The 17,311-nt window shown below is 45.7% G+C and carries 20 protein-coding genes and 1 tRNA gene; 10 read left to right on the top strand and 11 right to left on the bottom strand.

Annotated features, from left to right (window positions below):
- Positions 1-213: 213 nt before the first annotated feature.
- The 3 genes from TA_RS07860 to TA_RS03255 are packed head-to-tail and all read left to right on the top strand — an operon-like array spanning position 214 to position 2,611.
- Positions 214-912: a glycerophosphodiester phosphodiesterase gene (locus TA_RS07860; RefSeq protein ID WP_010901057.1), complete on the top strand. Its 699-nt coding sequence runs from the start codon at positions 214-216 to the stop codon at positions 910-912.
- 5 nt (positions 913-917) lie between these two features.
- Positions 918-2,177 (top strand): FAD-dependent oxidoreductase, encoded by a 1,260-nt coding sequence (locus TA_RS03260; protein ID WP_156778485.1) that lies wholly within the window; start codon positions 918-920, stop codon positions 2,175-2,177.
- Complete coding sequence (locus TA_RS03255; protein WP_010901055.1) at positions 2,174-2,611, top strand: CoxG family protein; 438 nt, start codon at positions 2,174-2,176, stop codon at positions 2,609-2,611. The genes TA_RS03260 and TA_RS03255 overlap by 4 nt, the downstream gene beginning before the upstream one ends.
- Before the next feature lie 14 nt (positions 2,612-2,625).
- Here TA_RS03255 and TA_RS03250 read toward each other — a convergent pair whose 3' ends face one another.
- Positions 2,626-3,768: a TIGR04053 family radical SAM/SPASM domain-containing protein gene (locus tag TA_RS03250; protein WP_241761892.1), complete on the bottom strand. Its 1,143-nt coding sequence runs from the start codon at positions 3,766-3,768 to the stop codon at positions 2,626-2,628.
- 139 nt (positions 3,769-3,907) lie between these two features.
- Here TA_RS03250 and TA_RS03245 point away from each other — a divergent pair, with 139 nt between their 5' ends.
- Positions 3,908-4,435 (top strand): class I SAM-dependent methyltransferase, encoded by a 528-nt coding sequence (locus tag TA_RS03245; protein ID WP_241761891.1) that lies wholly within the window; start codon positions 3,908-3,910, stop codon positions 4,433-4,435.
- Positions 4,436-4,453: 18 nt separating this feature from the next.
- Here TA_RS03245 and TA_RS03240 read toward each other — a convergent pair whose 3' ends face one another.
- From TA_RS03240 to TA_RS03215, 6 genes are all read right to left on the bottom strand, one after another.
- The gene (locus tag TA_RS03240; protein ID WP_010901052.1) at positions 4,454-5,356 is read right to left on the bottom strand and encodes a 3-methyl-2-oxobutanoate dehydrogenase subunit beta; all 903 of its coding nucleotides are present in this window, start codon (positions 5,354-5,356) and stop codon (positions 4,454-4,456) included.
- The gene (gene porA / locus TA_RS03235; protein WP_010901051.1) at positions 5,357-6,535 is read right to left on the bottom strand and encodes a 2-ketoisovalerate ferredoxin oxidoreductase subunit alpha; all 1,179 of its coding nucleotides are present in this window, start codon (positions 6,533-6,535) and stop codon (positions 5,357-5,359) included. It abuts the gene before it with no gap.
- On the bottom strand, positions 6,532-6,822 hold the full coding sequence (locus TA_RS03230; RefSeq protein ID WP_010901050.1) for a 4Fe-4S binding protein: 291 nt from the start codon (positions 6,820-6,822) through the stop codon (positions 6,532-6,534). The genes porA and TA_RS03230 overlap by 4 nt, the downstream gene beginning before the upstream one ends.
- A gap of 5 nt (positions 6,823-6,827) precedes the next feature.
- On the bottom strand, positions 6,828-7,391 hold the full coding sequence (locus TA_RS03225) for a 2-oxoacid:acceptor oxidoreductase family protein (protein WP_010901049.1): 564 nt from the start codon (positions 7,389-7,391) through the stop codon (positions 6,828-6,830).
- Positions 7,392-7,655: 264 nt separating this feature from the next.
- Entirely contained in the window at positions 7,656-8,228 is a 573-nt protein-coding gene (locus tag TA_RS03220) for a histidine phosphatase family protein (protein ID WP_010901048.1), read from the bottom strand.
- Positions 8,229-8,233: 5 nt separating this feature from the next.
- Positions 8,234-8,599 carry a hypothetical protein gene (locus TA_RS03215; protein WP_048161682.1) on the bottom strand — a complete coding sequence of 122 codons (366 nt, stop codon included), beginning with the start codon at positions 8,597-8,599 and terminating at the stop codon, positions 8,234-8,236.
- Positions 8,600-8,968: 369 nt separating this feature from the next.
- On the opposite strand from TA_RS03215, the gene TA_RS03210 reads away from it, so the two are divergent.
- Positions 8,969-9,053, top strand: a tRNA-Leu gene (locus tag TA_RS03210).
- A gap of 150 nt (positions 9,054-9,203) precedes the next feature.
- Here TA_RS03210 and TA_RS08115 read toward each other — a convergent pair.
- The 3 genes from TA_RS08115 to TA_RS03200 all read right to left on the bottom strand — a co-directional run bounded on the left by TA_RS08115 (position 9,204) and on the right by TA_RS03200 (position 11,045).
- Positions 9,204-9,395, bottom strand: a complete 192-nt coding sequence (locus tag TA_RS08115) for a hypothetical protein (protein ID WP_156778484.1) — start codon at positions 9,393-9,395, stop codon at positions 9,204-9,206.
- Positions 9,396-9,877: 482 nt separating this feature from the next.
- Positions 9,878-10,240 carry a Mov34/MPN/PAD-1 family protein gene (locus TA_RS03205; RefSeq protein WP_010901046.1) on the bottom strand — a complete coding sequence of 121 codons (363 nt, stop codon included), beginning with the start codon at positions 10,238-10,240 and terminating at the stop codon, positions 9,878-9,880.
- Entirely contained in the window at positions 10,227-11,045 is an 819-nt protein-coding gene (locus TA_RS03200; protein ID WP_010901045.1) for an NAD(+) kinase, read from the bottom strand. Before TA_RS03200 ends, TA_RS03205 begins: the two co-directional genes overlap by 14 nt.
- A 379-nt stretch (positions 11,046-11,424) precedes the next feature.
- Between TA_RS03200 and TA_RS03195 the strand changes: the two genes are divergently transcribed.
- Positions 11,425-11,943, top strand: coding sequence for an aspartate kinase (locus TA_RS03195; protein ID WP_241761889.1), 519 nt, complete (start codon positions 11,425-11,427; stop codon positions 11,941-11,943).
- Between the two features lie 45 nt (positions 11,944-11,988).
- On the opposite strand, the gene TA_RS03190 is transcribed toward TA_RS03195, so the two are convergent.
- Complete coding sequence (locus TA_RS03190; RefSeq protein WP_010901043.1) at positions 11,989-13,584, bottom strand: APC family permease; 1,596 nt, start codon at positions 13,582-13,584, stop codon at positions 11,989-11,991.
- A 247-nt stretch (positions 13,585-13,831) separates the two neighbouring features.
- Here TA_RS03190 and TA_RS03185 point away from each other — a divergent pair, with 247 nt between their 5' ends.
- From TA_RS03185 to fsa, 4 genes are all read left to right on the top strand, one after another.
- Positions 13,832-14,701 carry a dihydrodipicolinate synthase family protein gene (locus TA_RS03185; RefSeq protein ID WP_010901042.1) on the top strand — a complete coding sequence of 290 codons (870 nt, stop codon included), beginning with the start codon at positions 13,832-13,834 and terminating at the stop codon, positions 14,699-14,701.
- Positions 14,702-14,783: 82 nt separating this feature from the next.
- A complete protein-coding gene (locus TA_RS03180) occupies positions 14,784-15,605 on the top strand; it encodes a transketolase (protein ID WP_010901041.1) in 822 nt (273 codons plus the stop codon).
- Positions 15,602-16,552 (top strand): transketolase family protein, encoded by a 951-nt coding sequence (locus tag TA_RS03175; protein ID WP_010901040.1) that lies wholly within the window; start codon positions 15,602-15,604, stop codon positions 16,550-16,552. Before TA_RS03180 ends, TA_RS03175 begins: the two co-directional genes overlap by 4 nt.
- Positions 16,536-17,207 carry a fructose-6-phosphate aldolase gene (fsa, locus tag TA_RS03170; RefSeq protein ID WP_010901039.1) on the top strand — a complete coding sequence of 224 codons (672 nt, stop codon included), beginning with the start codon at positions 16,536-16,538 and terminating at the stop codon, positions 17,205-17,207. The genes TA_RS03175 and fsa overlap by 17 nt, the downstream gene beginning before the upstream one ends.
- Positions 17,208-17,311: the final 104 nt, after the last annotated feature.

Raw genomic sequence — 17,311 nt, 5'->3', positions numbered from 1 at the left:
CTATTTCAAATAAACGGAAATTATATGAAAATGAGTTATGAAAATATTTTATCCTTAAGTCTGATTTTATTCACATCAATTATCGAAACACGGTGCCGCAGATATCCGCACTGAATCTTCCTGAATTACCTTCCTGGGAATCCATTCCAACGAGCATTATTCAGACACATAAGATCAGACGCACAAATTTAAGCAACAAAAGCATTACAACACATGCATTTTCTGGAAAAATACAGATTTCTCGTCATCGGACACCGCGGGCTTCCGTCGCTCTGCTTGGAAAATACTGTGGAATCATTCAACGCTACCTTCAATGCCGGCATGCCCGCTGTTGAACTGGACGTCCAGTACACCGCCGATGGCGTTCCAGTCGTTTTTCATGATTTTGATCTGAACAGGCTGGCCGGAAGGAATTCAAGGATAGGCGATTTGAAATGGGATGATCTCTCCAAAATTAGGCTCGCATCTGGATCGACCATTCCACGCCTTTCAGATGTCCTTTCTGCTTTTGAAAATTTCAACTTCTTCATAGAGATCAAGATAGAGAAGTTTGACAACGCTGAGAGGAAGCTTACAGACGACGTTGCCCGCATGGTGATCGACAGGAGCATGAACGACAACGTCGTCATGATATCCTTCAATGCATCGGCCATGCGGTACGTACGCGATCACTACGATGGCATCATCACAGGGCTGGATTTTGAATCCCCAGATGAAGCTGATGACGCCGTAAATAACAATGTTGCACTTCCCTATTACGCCATCATCGACGAGGTGTTCGATAAAATAAAGGAAAGGCCGGTAATCCCGTGGACTGTTGACAGTTATTCAACAGCAGTGCGCCTCAAAGAGATGGGATGCAGGGGCATAATAACTAATACAGGCGACAGGTTCATATCGCTGATAGAGTGATGTCAATGTCTGAGAAAATAGCCGTAATCGGAGCAGGAATCAATGGAATATTCGCAGCATATTACCTTGCGTATGCTGGATACGATGTTACAGTTTTCGAAAGGGGAGACATAGATTCCGGTACATCCGGAAGGTTTCATGGTATGCTGCACAGCGGTGCGCGGTACGCAACAAACGATGAGGTATCTGCCCGTGAATGCATAGTTGAAAACAGGAGAATAAGCAATATAGGGCACAGATACGTTGAGAATACCGGTGGATATTTCTTGGCGGCAAACGATGACGAAGCTGAGTTTGGAGACGTGCTATTTGATGCCTGCAGGAGGGCTGGCATAGACATATCTGAGATTCCGATAGAGGAATTCGCCAGGGACAACCCACAGCTGAAGAACGCCAGAAGGGCCATGCGTGTTCCAGACAAGGTGATAAGATCCTACGAGTTCGTGGTATCAGTGGCCGCAGCTGCGCATCTGATGGGCACCAAGATCAGGACATACTCTGATGTGAAGAAAATCGACATCGAGGGTAATTCCGTGACCGGGATAGAGTATGAAAGATCCGGCAAGGAGATCAGCGAAAAATTCGACGCGGTTGTCAATGCGACAGGCCCTTTTTCCGGAAAGATACTTGAAAGATCTGGGCTCAAGCAGACCCCAGTTATGCCATCTGCCGGCATCATGGTTGTTCTTGAAGGACGCGTTTCCACAGCTATACTGAACAGGATGCGCGAACCATCAGATGCAGACATACTCCTCCCATACTGGAGCAATTCAATACTGGGAACCTCTGCCGTGGTTGTTGAGGACCCGGACAGCTTCAGGCCTGAACCAGAGGATATGCAGATGATGATCGATGACATGTCTGAACTCGTACCGGCCGTTAAGATCATGCCGATCAAGCGTTACTACTATTCAGTTAGACCACTCATAGAGGACGCGGGCGAAGACGCAAGGACCGCCAGCAGGAGCTTCAGGATAGTTGGCGAGGAGGATCTTGATGATACTCTGCTGAGCGTTGTCGGTGGAAAGTTTACCACCGGGCGTTTGGTTGGCGAGGAGATAGCGAAGAGAGTCATGCATCACTTCGGAACGGTGATCGATCTAAAGGATCCGGATCTGGATGCGACGCTGGAAGCCTTCGAGAAACGTTATGCATCGGATCCGATCATCTCACGGGCACTTGAAAGGAGGGGCACAATAGATGAGGAGTACGCCGGCATAGCCGAGGCATATGCGATATCATCCATAATAGGTGGTAAACAATGATATACTCTGGAAAGTTCAGAATAGGCGTACAGGATGAGGCTGCACTGCAGATGCTCCATGATCCGGAAAAGCTAGGCCCCTGCCTGCCCGGGGTCAGTTCATTTGAAAGGAATGATGATGGGTACAGTTGCAAGGTCAGGCTGGACGTATCATCGATGGGATCATCGTACCTTAGCAAGATATCTGGAAAGTTAGCATTCTCATACCTGGATTCGGAAAATCGCACGATTCATGTGCAAGGCAAGGGGAGGATAGCAGGTTCCTCGATATCGTTCGATCTGTTCATATCCGTAAATGGAGGAGAATTGATCTGGAAAATAGATGTGAATTATGGCATACTCATCAAGATGATGGGCGAAGAAAAGATAAGGGACGTAACACAGGCTAACATAGACAGGTCCGTAAAGTGCCTGTCTTCCGTCCTGTGCCAGTGATTCCTATTTCCATCCTATTCTGGAACAGCGCTTGGCTCGTATATGCAGCTAGGATCCGTTCCAAACGGATCGCCTGTGTATGCGAAAGCCCGTGCCCTAGATCCGCCGCAGACCTTTCTGTACTCGCAGAGTCCGCATTTGCCGTGGAGATTATCTGGGTTCCTTATACTGTTGAGGAGATCGCTGTTCCTATAGATGTCCACTATGCTCCGATCCTTCACGTTTCCAACGCTGTAAGGCAGGAACCCGCTTGGATACACCTCTCCATCATGGCCCACGAATATTATGCCGAAGCCGTCTCTTGTTGGTATCACCGAACTTGCATATTCCTTTGACGGGTTGCCGATCAGGCTTACTGTTTCCTCCCTGAGCTCATCAAAGAGGCGCCCGCCTTTGATCAAACCGTTTTTGCCGTACTGCATGGTTATTCTTCTATATATCGGGCTTTCCACCGTCCTTATCCTTATGCCGTAGCCAGTGGCAAAGAGCAGGAATTTGTTCACATTTTCGTATTCTTCCGGTGAAAGGTCTTCGCGATCTATGCCTCTGCCCGTCTTTATGAGAAAGAAGACCTCCCAGACCTTTACACCCTTATCGATTATAAGTTTGAGCACATGGGGCAGATCATGCACGGTGCTCCTCATCACAACGGTGTTGATCTGCATTGAGATACCGGTGGAGATTAGATCTTCTATTGCTTTAACTGTATCATCGTATACGCCTGCTACACCCCGTACCTTCTCATGCACCTCTCTCATTCCGTCAAGACTTATAGAAACAGATGAAACGCCGAATTCCTTGAATTTCAAGATGGCCTCATGCGTGAGGAGATCCGTGACCGCAGGGCTGACCGAAAAAGGTATCTCCTGAGATCTCAGGTAATCCATGATGTCCCATATTCTGTGTTTTCTAAGCATATCTCCTCCGGTTAAGATGACTATAGGATAAGGCTTTCCGAACTCTTTTATGTGCGAGAGAAAATTTATTGACTGATCGAAGGTCATCTCACCTGGAAGCGCATCCAGTATGGCCGAGGCGCGGCAGTGCTCGCATTTCAGGCCGCATGCCTTAGTGGTTTCCCAGAATATGAGGAGTGGTTTTGAATTGAAATCATAACTCATCATTGCCATCGATATCGATGATAGGTTTATAACCATAACCAGTGGTTGCTTGTTCCCATTTTCAGTTATAACGCGATGATCGAAGCGAAGACGATCCATAGATAAGTTATTTATACTCTTTAAGAATGGAAGCTTAGGTGTATCGTTGCACTTTGGAAAGAACCATGCTGAATTCATGATATCTATGTACAGGAAGGAATGGCAAGATCCGGACAGGATAGTTGATCAGCTTCCCATTTCTCCTGGTTTCGATATAGTTGATCTCGGGTGTGGCCCAGGATTCTTCACCCTGCCATTGGCCAGCAGAACGGACGGCAAGGTGTATGCGGTTGACGCTTCGGATGAAATGATAGAGATACTAAAAGAGAGGATCGATGGGCATTCCAATATAATCCCAGTGAAGGCCAGGGCCGAAAATATCCCAATTCCGGACGGCACCGTTGATCTTGTGTTCATAGCCAACGCATTTCACGATTTCGACGACAGAGATGCTGTTCTAGGCGAAATATATCGCATACTCAGGGATGGTGGCTATCTCGTTGATATAGACTGGAAGAAGGACGAAACCACACACGGCCCTCCAGTGGATATAAGGATCGACAGGAAGGATGCCCTTCTGCTCATATCATCGCATAATTTCGACATAGTGAAAGAGATAGAAGCTGGTGCCCACCATTACGGTCTGCTTTTCCGCAAAAATTAAAAAAATAATGTGAAAAAATCAGGCCTTGACTGGGCCTGCGTATAGTTTTTCCCATTCCAGGAGCTGATTCCACCTCTCCTCCACGTATCTCCTGAGATTCTCGATCTCGCCTTCATTCAGATGCTTGAATCTGTCCTGGGCCTTGACGTATTCAGACACGTCGATTGGCTTGAAGCTCTTGTTCAGGTAAAAGCGACCTTCTATGAATTCATACAGCGGGAACATCCTGGATTGGACCGCCAGCCTGGAGATCTCTATGGTCTTTTCAGGTGGGTAGTACCATCCAGTCGGGCATGGGGCGAGTATCTGTATGAACTTTGGACCATGGACTGCTTTCGCATGCTCGATCTTCTTTATCAGATCCTCAGGGTAGGCGACGGTTGCCGTTGCAACATATGGGACATTCTGCGCTATCATCATGTCCGCGACAATCTTCTTATTTTCCTTCTTGAAATCCCTCTCCTTTCCAACGGGCGTTGTAGTTGTTCTCGCACCGTAAGGCGTGCTTCCAGACCTCTGCACGCCTGTGTTCATATAGCCCTCGTTATCGTACATTATGTAGAAGACGTTGTGGCCGCGTTCCATTGCACCGCTGAGGCCCTGCAGGCCGATATCAGCGGTACCGCCGTCTCCTGCAAACCCGACCACGTTGTAATCGCTCTTCCCCTGTATATCCAGGCCCTCCCTGAGCCCGGATATGCTTGCACCTGTGGCTGCAAATGGTGTATAAACCATCGGCACATCAAGCGTCCTGAAGGGCATTGCCCCCGGGATGACCGCCCAGCAAGAAGCTGGAACAGATACAACCGTCTTCTCTCCAAGAGCTTTCAGCACATATCTCATGGCGAGCGTTGCACCGCAACCATGGCAGGCCGTGTGCCCTGGCGCCATGAGCTCTTCCTTTGGTATCGATGTCGGCATTTAGACCACCCTCTTTACGTTTATCCAGTGTGTCCCGGTGGATCCATTCCTTATCGTCTCGGCGATGCTCTCGATGTCCTCTATCCTGACATCCCTTCCTCCGATTCCGACTATGAAGCTGGAAACTGGGATGTTGATTCTTCCGTAGAGACCGGAGATAACCTCTGAATACGTAACTCCAGCTAAGCCGAAGCTTACCGATCTGTCTATCACGCCTGCAGATTTAACGTTCTTAAGGTCTTCGAGGATCTCATCGTACGGGAACGGCCTGAAATACCTTATGCGTATCAGGCCTATGTTGAGGCCATTCTCCCTAAGCCTGTCGATGACAAACCTGGCCGTTGAGGCAACCGTACCCATCGCTATGATGGCGTAGTCTGCGTCATCCATCCTGTACCTTTCAATGAGGGCTCCATAGTTTGTCTCGAACATTTCGTTGAATTTCTGTGTTTCCTCTTTGATCACCTTCCTCGCATTGTTCATGGAATCGATCATGTCCTTCTTGAACTCCATGAACGATCCATCCGGCGTATCGTATGAACCATAGCCCATTGGATTCTCTGGGTCTATTCTGAATTTAAGATCCAGATCTGGCAGATATTCATTCACTAGATCCTGATCCCTCATCGTAACAGGCTCAGATGTATGGGAAAGTATGAATGCATCCTCCATGGACATCAGTGGAAGCATCACGCCGGAATTTTCAGCTATCTTGTATCCCATGATTATGGTATCCATGGCCTCCTGGTTGGATTCGCTGTATACTTGCATCCAGCCGGTGTCCCTCTGGTTTATGGTATCACTCTGGTCTGCCCAGATATTCCATGGTGGGCCAATTGCCCTGTTGACCACGCTCATAACAATCGGAAGACGCTGCCCAGCGACCCAGTGGAGCATCTCGTGCATGTAAAGCAGGCCATGTGAGCTCGTCGCCGTGTATGATCTCACACCGGTAAGCTCCGATGCAAACACCGCAGCAAGTGCACTATGTTCGCTTTCCACCTCTACGTATTTTGCATCCAGCTCATCGTTTGCGATCATGCTCGCCAGCTTCTCAACAATGGTCGTCTGCGGCGTTATAGGATAAGCTGAGATGAATTTGACACGTGCAAGCTTGGCGCCGTAGGCAACAGCGTCGTTGCCTGTCATTATGGTCCTGAATTCATTGACGGACTTCATTCTATCACCTCGAATTCCATATCTATGCATTTTTCAGGGCATTCATTGGCGCATATGCCACAACCCTTGCAGAAATTGTAGTCTATCACAGGATACTCCATCTTTGCAATCCTTTCGTTTGGAGCCTCTTTATTCCCATTTTCTATATTTATGGCGTTATCAGGGCAGTACTTCCAGCAGATCATGCATCTTATGCATTTATCGTACTGTATGGTTGGCCTCTGTATGCGCCAGCTGTCCGTTAGATGATTCCTCGTTGAAACCGTTGACACGGGTACAAGCACCATTTAAATCACCTTATCTCCTCCCTCTTCAGAATCTTAACTGAATCGTAGGCTTCCTTCACAGCATCCATGTTCTCCTTCACCTTTGCCGGCACGTTCTGCCTCGTGGCTTCCAGCACACTCTCAAGGGATACTATTCCGGTGACCCTTGAGAACGCACCCAGCATTGAAGTATTTATGACCGGATTCGCCCTGCTTCCAAGCCCATGCTTGACGGCTATCGCAACTGCATCCACGGTTGCAACATTGGCGTCCAGGTTAAAATCGGCAGGATCTCTGGGTGAGTTTATTATGACAGTTCCGTTTTCCTTCAGCCCCTCCATGACGTTCGAGGTTCTCAGAACGTATGTGTCCAGGACAACAACGATGTCAGGGTTGTAAATCTGGCTCTTCAGATAGATCTCTGAATCATCTATCCTCGTGAAGGCGGTAACAGGTGCGCCTCTCCTCTCCGTACCGAAGAATGGGAAGGACACAACGTACTTGCCCTCGGCAAAGGCGGCTGCAGCCAGTATCCTGCTGGCAGTCACAGCGCCCTGACCACCTCTTCCGTGGAACCTAATCTCATACATTTCTATCAATTGGAAATTTCCCACTAGAATATTTAATTATTCGTGGTTATATCTATACTTTTCATAAGTTATTTATTTATAGATCGTCCGAAAAACTGTATTAAATTTTGAGTAATAACCGAATAAGTAAATTAAACTTTATTATTGATTGACTTATAAATTGCATATCAAATTTGAATAGATTATAAATAAATCTTTCGATTCGTTTAAATATTCGAATGCAATACATATTATCACTTGTTCCTTTTTAAAAATAGTTAGAAGCTACTGGCCAATTATCTCCGATATTCTCCAAGAACCAGAGAATTCAAGCTTAAGAATATAACCGTTATCAAAAATGACTCTGCGTTCATTGCTACCTGTTAACGTATTGTATATGGCCCTCATAACTCCACCATGCGTTATCACTAAGGAGCCGTCTCTACCGCTGAATGCTTGGAGTGTGGCCATAACTCTACCAACGAATTTTGGCCATGGCTCCACCATGGGAATGCTTTCTATCGCTCTAGATGCTATGTAAATATCCGTTATTCCAAATTTCTCCCTTATTTCATCGTTTGTCTTGCCTTCCATCAGTCCAAGATCCCGCTCATTAAAGCCCCTTACAGTTTCTATATGATCTATTCCAAGAATCGAAGCGGCAACCGTAGCTGATTTTATTGATCTGACGAGACAGCTGGAGTATATCGCTTTTATATTCTTGCCGGCCAAGAACCGTATTCGTTCTTCGAAATGCCTCAGACTCTCCTCCGGAATGTCGCTGTCGTTTATACCTTGCCATCTCCCCTCTATGTTCATCACCGTCTTCGCATGCCGCATGAGATAGATGTATGCCATTCACATCACTGTTTCTTCTTGAAACCCCTTAGCTGTGCGTCGTAAAGGAATCCCAACTGCCTTAGGTCTTCTTTGAGCTTGTTGAATTCATCCGTGTTGAGCCTTTTTACGATCTTCACGGTATCGCTGTCAACCTGAAGTGCATCGCCATACTTCGAAGTTATTTCCCGAAGGTTATCCTGTTTTCTTGGTTGAGATTCTTCAACGACAGGCTTTTCCTGTGCTGGGTTCTCCTGTATCCAGTAGTAATACGGCCTTGCAACCAGCTGTAGGATCGCCACCTTAGCTGATATGTCCTGATCGTGAAATTTCTTGTCTATTTTTGACCAAATACCTGAAATATAATCCAGATACGCATCCAAACTGTCCATATTTTAGTATAGCAGACACATTAAAAAAGTGATTTATTGAATCCACTAAGATACCCGTCTGCTGAAGCATCGAAGCTTCCTGATTCATAGATCGCCTTCTGTTTGTACGTATATATACAGTTCTAGATGCCGATTTCCACAGGTGTTAGTTAGGATCGCGTTAACCCTACTTCTACCAAAATATATGTAAAATAACTACGAACTTCTCTATTGGAGGGGGAAGTCCGTGTATTTCCTCCCTAAAGATCGGAGTTTTAATGCTTCCCTCAAACCTCTAACTTTCTTATAAAATGTTCACAGAAAATCTGATTGATAGCTAACTTTTATATGTAGCAGCTCAATTTCCACCGCGTCAATACTATGACAAAAGCGGAGGTTGTCGAGACTGGCCAAAGGCGATGGATTTAGGGTCCATTCCCGAAGGGGTTCGAGGGTTCAAATCCCTCCCTCCGCACACTTCTATTGTCAATACAAATGGGCGAATGAATTGAATTCAGAAAGCTTTCTAGCACATCATACCTCAACACGATCTCTCTATTTTTAGAAAACCTGTTTCTGCTGGCCATCATTCCTCCATACCGCACCTGGGCCCTGGCCAGCAATCTCAAAACATCAAGATCTTTTCACCCTTCGTCATGGCAACGACGAGATTGTACAAACCGAACTGAAACCTATCTATGTCTTCCATGTTCGGATCTATCAAGGAATCCGGGTGATACTTCAGCCTTAGATTAGGATCGATTAGGACAGCCTGGAATCCAAGCATCTTGGTGATACCAGTTAAAGAATTTTCCACAGGGTCCCTTCCACCCTACCAATCACCACGATCCTTGATGAGGCTTTAAAGGTTCAAGGAACATATCCACTGCTCCTCTGTAGAAGTCCTGGACGACTATTTCACCATTCCATGTATCATTAACTCCGCCGGTATTTCCGAATCGATCCCGACTTTCAGGAAAAATCCCTCATTCTTATCCAAGATCTCCTCTGCCTCTATTTTTATGGCCATGTCGAAGGATGAGCCTCCAAGCGATCTACATATTCATGGAACGATCATCGCCGATTATCTCATTTTCGATCACATCAGGAATGATCTCTGTCAACTTTATGAGGCCAATCATCATTCTGTAAATGGATTCGACCTCGGCGTCCACAACAAATTCACAAATCATCTCCATTTTTCAATATGTTTTTCTTACTCTGCTAACATTCACCCGACGATCTTCTGCGACAGGCCAATGCCATAATACGCATCATCTTCAATCTCGGAGATCTTCTTCACAGTATATCAACCTGTATCCTGTTTCCGGATCTATCGTAGGCGCTGTAGTTCTCCAGATTGAATGGGTATCCAACAATTATGTGAACGCTTCCGGTCATAGAAAACATGTGAAGATCTTCATCCGATGGGAGTGTTACTCCTGACGGGTGTGAATGAACCGATCCGACTATCGAGAAATCTATTGGCTTGTTGTACATATAGAAGAGCGTATACCTTTCGCTCTGTATTGTCCCTGGTACAAGAGCAATTTCGTATATTATGTTGCCCTCAGCCCTTAGGAGTGCCCCAAACTCCTTCGGATAGGAATCCTTCGACGCTTCCATTATCATTTGAAGGGTGTTTTTCTTAATTAACCACATGTTTGATTACCTTGTCCCTTATGCGATCGTATACCGATTCCCTGAAAGATAAAAATCTCGCACTATTCTCTGATCTTGAGATCCGGACAGTATCACCGCTTCGCACTGTGTATTCTCGCTGTCCATCAAGTATCAGAATGCATTCCTGGTCTCTCCCGGCAATCTTGATCTCTACTGTGGAATCGGAAGTTACAACTACAGGCTTGAGCCTTGATGAATATGGAGCAAGGTACGAAATTACCATACCCTTCAGCGTAGGCAGCAGCAAGGGGCCGCCAGCTGAAGAGGAGTATGATGAAGATCCGATCGGAGTTGCCACTATGATGCCATCAGACTTCATGGTACTCAGGAAGTGCCCGTCTATGTATATTTTGAACTGCCTTATCCTTGCAATCCTTTCCGTATGTACCACCGCCTCGTTGGTGCAGTCCTCAACACGATCTCCGTTTATCTCCACCTTCAGTTTCATACTTTCGGTGATACGGTACTGGCCCTTTATAAGCTTGAATATTGCCGAACCAACTTCATCCACTTCAAGCTCAGTGAGAAAGCCGAGACCACCCATGTTTATGCCCAAAACTGGCCCTTTTGCCATCTGCAGGGTCCTCAAGACGGTGCCATCTCCACCTATGGTTATAATAACATCTGCTGATATCTGCGATATATCGAGACCTTTGCTGTTGAGAAACTTTGCTGCCTCATGGTCATAAATAATCTCCCAGTCTTTCGGCAACAGATCGATGATGCTTTCGGCTATTCTGGCACATCTGCTACAATCCTTTCTTATGACAAATGCAATTTTCATAGGTGATCCCTTCAGGGTGATGAACCCGGTTCAGGAGTTCGTCTTTCAAACGTGTGGATAATGTTAACCATAAACTTAATCAATTCGGTTTGCAACTATGAACCTATGGATGCTCCGAGATTGATGTATCTGAACCTCATGCTTAGGCGTAATCATTAAATAACCATCAGAATGATACAGATAATGAAACGAACACAAAATATAAACTGTATATTTTTTAGAATTTCTATCATTCTTATGAATAGAATAGCATAAATTCACTCTTCAGAAAACTTTATCTTTTATAATCATATTCAGTTATATGACAAAGGCATCTGATGCGGTTAAAGGGATTATAAATAGCAACAATATTTATACCTTATTACTCAACACAGGCCTTGTGAATTATACAAAGCTCGCAAGAGAGATAAAGAGCCAGGTTGACTTTCTTACCGGGAAGAAGGTAAAGATAAACACAATAGTCAAGGCTCTTACAAACATAGAGATAAAATCCAAGCCCAAGGATATTCTTCTCATCCTGAAACAGTCTATACTGACACTGGAATACAACTACAAGGAGATCACAACGGAAAATAGGAACAAAATACCTGATGATGCAATACTCGTCATAAAGGAGAGCAATGGATACTCCGCCATAATAAAGACCACAGATGGCAATTCACTCGTGATCGCCAAGATCCTTCTGCCACCAGGTTCCTGCACTACCGCTGGTATAACTCTGCTGATCACCGAATTCCTAGAAATAAATGGCGTTTCTGTGAGAAATATATACAGGCTGAGTAAGGAGATCTGGATAATTGTTGATTCAGAATCAGCAGGTAAGGCTGCTGACGCGCTGAACAGGCTCCTTTACAAATCAAATGATAGGGAAAGCAGTCCTGTAAGCCTTGTAGATTGAATAAAAAATTGATTAAATATTATATAATTTCAATGATTCATATTTTCAGTCCAGTTCTGGCAAAACCTGTCCTTCTGGAACATAGGCTGTTTTGAGGCCGGAGATTATACCCCATGGGAAAAATACTAGCGCAGATACCACGGCAACAATTATGGTTGCTGTTATGAATGATACCATTGAGAGGGCCCCATCGCTGCCTATGTATGACATGACCAGTATGAAGACCATGTAGAGTATGTACCATATGGAATTTACAAAATGCTCCTTTATGTGAAATATCGGGCCGAAAACAGCCATGGTTATGGTCAGTATCAGCAATGCATATGGTACAGAGGGCCATCCACTCCAGAAGGCAATCAGCGAGGAACTTACGAAGGCTATGACTGCTATGGCAGTGCCACCCGGTATCATATCCTCGTGTTTTGTTATTGACTGCCTCCTGCTGACGATCATAGACACAGGAGTAACGGCAAAACCTAGGTATCCCGCAACCACCGCATCGGTAAGGAGGGCGTATATTCCTGGAACTGGAGCTGAAATGAATGCAACTACTGCGCCGACAATTACGAACGCTATCACGGCCCAGTATGGTACAGCATAGGTTTCACTCAGCTTCTTCATGGATGATGACATTATCTTTGATCTTGCCGTTGCAAGCAGAACCCTTGCACCACCACCCACGTAAACATAGCCCGTAACGAAGGGCCCAAGGATCGATACTATGAGCACTATGATGAGGACAGGGTATGAGTGGAACGTGCTTGCCAGGTATACGAATGGGTTCTCTGTTATTACGCTGTTCAAAACACCCCATGATCCTGGAGAGATGCCTCCGCCGATAGCCGACCACTTGACGCCCCCTATGAATACAACGGAGAAAAGTATGTATATAAGAGATTGGCCTAGCACAGTATACACTATTGTCCTGCCAAGAAACCTATTCTTCTTCGTTTCAGTCGTCTCCTCTGAATAATCCGGTACAACCCTGATACCCCCGAAGGCGAACATGGCGTACGGAATCGCAAACAGTATGCCGGAAAAACCATAGGGGAGGAAGCTTCCTCTGTAAGCGTAGAAGTTCTGAAACCTGAAGAATACGAAGGCCATGCCAAATGCAGCGAGCAGATAGGCGAGCAATTTGATTATTCCAATGTAAAACGATGATCGCCCGAATGCCCTTACACCGAAATAGTTAAGCGGCAGGAAGAGCAGAAGCATCACCACACCAAGGCCTGCCCCAAGAAGCGTGGGGGCTCCTGTGCTAGCTATGAGGTGTGGATAGATATACTGCAGGCCTTCCACAGTGGCAAGTGCCTCTATGGGCGGAATGAATATATACCATATGAGGCTCGCAAAGGCATTCAGTGCATTAGTGAAACGCCCATGCGTGTACAGCGAATACCTGGATGGGCCGCCCGCCTCCGGATACGTCTTCGAAAGCTCCACGAACGTCAGAGATACAAAAGCGTACATCACTGCACCAATGACCCAACCGAGGACTGCTGATGGCCCCGCAACGCTGACCATAGCCACAGGGGCGAAGAGCGCCCCCGTACCAACGGCTGCGATTAGACCTATCACAAGCATCTGCGGAAAGGTCAGTGCTTTATTTAACTTTACTTCTCCATCCTTGTTTTCCATTCTATCCAATGATTATGACGAAATATATACTTAAAATTTATCAAACATATCCAGTCAAATATTTAGTAATAGAGAATTAAGAAACTATAAGAATTTGTTCCCCAGGGAGTTTCACCCCAGGGGTGGAAACAGGTCCATTTTTACTTTTGTGTAAAAATGTGTAATTAATGTTATTGCACTCCCATATAAAAATCTTTCTACAATACACAAGAAACACATTTATACATCCTCTATGAATATTCTATTTATGCCATTCAAGATCGTGCCTATACTGACACCATTCCGGGGAAACGAGATAGATGGAGAAAAATTCAAGGATCACTGCCTGAAGCTTTTGAGAGACGGAATCGATATGATATTCGTTGCGGGTACGAATGGTATGGGACCAGCACTTTCTTTCCAGGAGAAGAAAATGCTCGCAGAGTACTGTTCTGATATTACTGATAGAGTGATATTCCAGGTTGGATCACTGAATCTTGAGGAAAGCATAGAACTTGCCAGGATCGCCAGATCCATGAATTTTTATGCAGTAGCGGCCCTGCCTCCATTTTACTTTGGTGGCATACCTGAGGAATGGATCATACGCTATTATACGCAGATATCCGAGGTGATGGAGACATTCATCTACAACTATCCCAAGTTCACGGGCTACGATATCAATGCAGACCTTGCGAGAAAGATAAAGAAAAAAGGCGGGAACATCTTGGGGGTCAAGGACACCGTCAGCGATATAGATCACATGATGAGGTACAAATACCTGATCGATGATTTCATGGTTTTTTCTGGTCCGAGCAACTACATCTTGCATGCCGCAGTCAATGGATTAGATGGCGCTGTTGCAGCGGCTGGAAATTATGCCACAGAGATGTTCGTACAGATACTGGACGATACCGCAAGGTATGGAAGAGCGAATCAGATCATCATAGATGAAATATTCGATGCCGCTTCGCGTTATGGGCAGTGGGCCTCAAACTACAGCCTTGTGCGCATACTAAGGGGATATGATGCCGGAGATCCAAGACCGCCATTCTATCCGCTTGACGATCATACGGAGGAGAAGCTCCGTTCAGAGGTAAGATCCATAATGCAAAAATACGGGAGAGAAAGTAAATTATAATGCTATTGCACCTTATGGTGTTGTTACTGACGCGATGAATACTTGCTTATATATCTGTTTGATATGATCTTTCGCAAATAAAATGGAAACCTATCAGGTAGACTTGAGCGAAATTGCCCTCCGCATCAGGAGGGAGATAGTGAGGATGGTCTATAATGCTCAGAGTGGCCATCCTGGTGGTTCTTTGAGTGTTGCAGATATTTTGACGGTTCTATACTTCAAGGAGATGAATATCGATCCAAAGAATCCCAATGACCCGAAGAGAGACCGTCTTATTCTGAGCAAAGGACACGCATCTCCTGCCCTTTACGCTACCCTTGCGCTCCGTGGGTTCTTCCCCGTTTCGGATCTGGCTGGCTTCAGGAAGATAGATTCGCATCTGGAAGGACATGTATCCAGGGAAATACCAGGCGTGGAGGTATCAACCGGATCTCTAGGCCAGGGTCTAGGTGTCGGTGTTGGAATGGCTCTGGCATCACGGCTGAACGGCTTCAATTATCATGTCTACGTGATCCTCGGAGATGGCGAAATGGAAGAGGGGAATGTCTGGGAATCTCTCATGGCTGGGTACAAGTATAAGCTGAATAATCTAGTGGCCATACTTGACAGGAACGGAATCCAGTTGGATGGATACACACGGGATATAATGCCGTTGCACGACATTCATGCCATGGTTGAGAGCTTTGGCTGGAACGTGATCGAAATAGATGGCCACAGCTTCAGCGAGATCGAGGACGCAATAGAAAAATCGAAGAGATCGGAGAGACCGACATTCATCATAGCGAACACGGTGAAGGGCAAGGGCGTGGACTTCATGGAGAACAATCCGAAATATCATGGAAGTCCCCCTGAATCTGAAGATCTATACAGACGGGCAATGAGACAGCTTGGTGAGGAGATATGAAATCTGAGAGCCTAAGAGATGTATACGGCAAGGAGCTTGTCAAACTCGGTTCCTTCGACAGAGACATAGTTGTTCTGGATGCAGATCTTTCCTCATCCACTAAGACAGGATATTTTGCAAATGCGTTTCCGGATAGGTTCTTCAACATGGGCATATCTGAACAGTCCATGGTCACAACCGCGGCCGGCCTTGCCCTGTCAGGGAAGAAGCCTTTTGTGTCCACCTTTGCCATATTCCTTACGAGGACGTACGAACAGATCAGGCAGTCCGTATGCTATAACAATGCGCCTGTGCGGTTCGTCGTTACCCACGGAGGAATAACCGTAGGAGAGGACGGTGCTACGCATCAGATAGTTGAGGATGTTGGCATAATGGCTGGGCTTCCCAATATGAATGTGATCGTGCCAGCAGATTCTGTGGAGACCAGGAGCGTTGTAGATTATCTTGCCGGCGTTGATAAGCCCCACTATGTCAGGCTGAGCAGGGAGAAGTTTCCGGTTATAAACGATGAGGACTATGAATTCAAGATTGGAAAATCAAAGACCATCAGAGACGGTGCGGATTTAACCATAATAGCGGATGGTGTCATGGTGTCAAAATCGCTTGAGGCGGCCGAGTCCTTGAAAAAAAATGGTGTGGATGCTAGAGTTATAAACATGTCTTCAATCAAACCAACAGACAGAGACGCCATAATAAAGGCCGCAAAAGAGACAGGGCATATAGTAACCGCAGAGGAGCATTCAATATACAACGGCCTTGGAAGCCGCGTGGCTGAGATAACTTCAGAATCCTATCCTGTACCAGTCAGGCGTATTGGCATGCGTGATACCTTTGGAAAATCTGGAAAAGCGTGGGAACTCTTCTCATACTTCCACATGGATGTTAAAGATATAATTAACGAAGCTATGACCTGCTTGGAGGAGAAAAACTATGAAAATATTCCTTGACACTGCCAACATAGATGAAATACGTACGGGTGTAAACTGGGGCATAGTGGACGGCGTAACCACGAATCCAACGCTCATATCCAAAGAGGCCGTCAATGGGAAGAAGTACGGTGATATAATAAGGGAGATTCTGAAGATCGTGGACGGTCCGGTAAGCGTTGAGGTGGTTTCAACAAAGTACGAGGGCATGGTTGAAGAGGCAAGAAAGATACATGGCCTCGGAGACAATGCTGTTGTAAAGATACCGATGACTGAGGATGGCTTGCGTGCAATAAAGACATTAAGTTCAGAGCACATAAATACAAACTGTACTCTTGTTTTCAATCCAATACAGGCACTGCTTGCAGCAAAGGCTGGTGCAACCTACGTATCACCATTTGTTGGAAGACTTGACGATATCGGTGAAGACGGTATGCAGATCATAGATATGATACGGACTATCTTCAACAACTACATAATCAAGACACAGATACTCGTAGCTTCTATAAGAAATCCAATCCACGTCCTACGTTCAGCTGTGATCGGTGCGGATGTTGTGACCGTACCTTTCAACGTGCTTAAATCGTTGATGAAGCATCCCAAGACCGACGAAGGCCTCGCAAAATTCCTGGAAGACTGGAAAAAAGTTTCTCCAGATGGAAAACTGATTCTTTAAGGATCTTATTTTCAATTTTTGGATTCGCACTTCCGGTCTCGAGCGATAATAAAAGATAATTGTCCGTGGATAAAATCCATCGGATCCCATTGAATTTTGAGAAA

This window comes from Thermoplasma acidophilum DSM 1728, from assembly GCF_000195915.1.
GTDB classification, from domain to species: domain Archaea; phylum Thermoplasmatota; class Thermoplasmata; order Thermoplasmatales; family Thermoplasmataceae; genus Thermoplasma; species Thermoplasma acidophilum.
The sequence above is the reverse complement of the archived record's forward strand: the minus strand, read 5'-3'. Positions and strand labels throughout refer to the sequence as shown.

Bases quoted from the DNA above. Each gene is read 5' to 3' on its own strand.
- TA_RS07860 (WP_010901057.1), top strand. From the start codon at position 214: ATGCATTTTCTGGAAAAATACAGATTTCTCGTCATCGGACACCGCGGG.
- TA_RS03260 (WP_156778485.1), top strand. From the start codon at position 918: ATGTCTGAGAAAATAGCCGTAATCGGAGCAGGAATCAATGGAATATTC.
- TA_RS03255 (WP_010901055.1), top strand. From the start codon at position 2,174: ATGATATACTCTGGAAAGTTCAGAATAGGCGTACAGGATGAGGCTGCA.
- TA_RS03250 (WP_241761892.1), bottom strand. From the start codon at position 3,768: ATGGTTATAAACCTATCATCGATATCGATGGCAATGATGAGTTATGAT.
- TA_RS03245 (WP_241761891.1), top strand. From the start codon at position 3,908: ATGATATCTATGTACAGGAAGGAATGGCAAGATCCGGACAGGATAGTT.
- TA_RS03240 (WP_010901052.1), bottom strand. From the start codon at position 5,356: ATGCCGACATCGATACCAAAGGAAGAGCTCATGGCGCCAGGGCACACG.
- porA (WP_010901051.1), bottom strand. From the start codon at position 6,535: ATGAAGTCCGTCAATGAATTCAGGACCATAATGACAGGCAACGACGCT.
- TA_RS03230 (WP_010901050.1), bottom strand. From the start codon at position 6,822: ATGGTGCTTGTACCCGTGTCAACGGTTTCAACGAGGAATCATCTAACG.
- TA_RS03225 (WP_010901049.1), bottom strand. From the start codon at position 7,391: ATGTATGAGATTAGGTTCCACGGAAGAGGTGGTCAGGGCGCTGTGACT.
- TA_RS03220 (WP_010901048.1), bottom strand. From the start codon at position 8,228: ATGGCATACATCTATCTCATGCGGCATGCGAAGACGGTGATGAACATA.
- TA_RS03215 (WP_048161682.1), bottom strand. From the start codon at position 8,599: ATGGACAGTTTGGATGCGTATCTGGATTATATTTCAGGTATTTGGTCA.
- TA_RS03205 (WP_010901046.1), bottom strand. From the start codon at position 10,240: ATGTGGTTAATTAAGAAAAACACCCTTCAAATGATAATGGAAGCGTCG.
- TA_RS03200 (WP_010901045.1), bottom strand. From the start codon at position 11,045: ATGAAAATTGCATTTGTCATAAGAAAGGATTGTAGCAGATGTGCCAGA.
- TA_RS03190 (WP_010901043.1), bottom strand. From the start codon at position 13,584: ATGGAAAACAAGGATGGAGAAGTAAAGTTAAATAAAGCACTGACCTTT.
- TA_RS03185 (WP_010901042.1), top strand. From the start codon at position 13,832: ATGCCATTCAAGATCGTGCCTATACTGACACCATTCCGGGGAAACGAG.
- TA_RS03180 (WP_010901041.1), top strand. From the start codon at position 14,784: ATGGAAACCTATCAGGTAGACTTGAGCGAAATTGCCCTCCGCATCAGG.
- TA_RS03175 (WP_010901040.1), top strand. From the start codon at position 15,602: ATGAAATCTGAGAGCCTAAGAGATGTATACGGCAAGGAGCTTGTCAAA.
- fsa (WP_010901039.1), top strand. From the start codon at position 16,536: ATGAAAATATTCCTTGACACTGCCAACATAGATGAAATACGTACGGGT.